Source organism: Ancylomarina sp. (assembly GCF_041555295.1).
Taxonomy (GTDB): Bacteria; Bacteroidota; Bacteroidia; order Bacteroidales; family Marinifilaceae; genus Ancylomarina.
In genome coordinates this window covers 1-1,311 of record NZ_JBFFKR010000494.1, presented here as the reverse complement: position 1 = coordinate 1,311, position 1,311 = coordinate 1, and the positions used below count along the sequence as shown (strand labels likewise).

The window sequence follows — 1,311 nt, the reverse complement described above, 5'->3', positions numbered from 1 at the left end:
GGGAGATTCTTCCTTATTTGATGCTCGAGGAAGAGATGTTGCGAAATGTGAAGAGTATAAAAATGATATTCAAACGACACATATTTCACTGGGTGAATTAGTTCGTTTTAGAGCAAAATTTCCTGTTTATCTTGATGCTGATGATTTTGAAATTAAGTTGTAGTCGATGAATAGAAGAAAGTCATACCTTGTGACAATACTGCACTAAATAAATTGGCACTTCGCCCAAGCCCGATTTCATTTATTCATTAGAGTCTACTTTTATTTGTATTCATGATTTCCGCTTTGCTCCAATGGTTGGCTTGATCCAAAAAACAAAGCTACCGAACAGAGTGAGATCATGAGAGCCCGAGATTATATTTACGAATAAAAAAAATCAAGGCTTCTTTTTAAAAATCAGTAACAGTTACCTTGGCTATGTAAACCTAAGGGATCGTTCGGGACAACTTCCTGGTCTTTCTAAAGCTTTCGTTAAACGAAAGATATTTTAAAAAATGCCATCTCATTAGACGATCAAAATATTTTAAACGCTAATGATTCTAAGATTGTAAGTTGAATTTCAGGATTTTGTTTTTTATATAATACAAGTTTCTATAGCCGTAATTATTGAGCATCGATTTAAGAGATCTTAAAAACCAAATGGGTGATTAGTAAAACCGGGAAGTTCCGAGCTTGCCGAGGAAATCACCCGGCTGCACTTATCATTCAGGCAGTTTTAAGGTTGAGAAAATCGTGGTTCTTGAACTTTTGGTTCTTTTGTTTCAAGACAAAAGAACAAGTACTGAAAGGTTAAAAAAACGAATTACTCATCTAAGACAACATAGCTTCAGTATTTTAACAAAGTTTTACACGATAGATGTTTTAATATCCGTAGCATCTGCAAACTCAGTCAATAAACTCGTGGCAAAATCCAGACTTTCAAGCAATTCTTTTTCTCCCTGATAAGAAAAGAATACCATTAGGAAATTCTGACAATTTAAATCGATTTGAGTGCGAAGTGAATCAGAGGTTGCACTACCAAAAGCGCCAAGTTCGTCACGGAAAATGGGGAGATTCTCGATATTGAGATCACCTCTTCCAATTCCTTCGTACGCTTCATCAGCTTGCCCGAGTCCCATCTTAATCGCACCCTCTATTTTGTCTGCATTATATCCCCCAATTGAGAAGCCCGATTTAATTGAAGCTAAATTCAGTAAATCAACCACATTATTTATTTTATAAAGCCCCTTACCATTAACAATTCTTCTTAATAAGGATTCAGCCGAAAGGCGATATCTATTGGGATCTTTTCCAACACGACGATAGCCATCT

At 35.9% G+C, this 1,311-nt stretch carries 1 protein-coding gene; it reads right to left on the bottom strand.

The genetic code is table 11. The annotated features are described in order from the left end of the window. Window positions 1–845: 845 nt before the first annotated feature. Window positions 846–1,311, bottom strand: a 466-nt coding sequence (locus tag ABY905_RS17375; protein WP_372646180.1) for a B3/4 domain-containing protein, incomplete at its 5' end; no start/stop codon positions are given.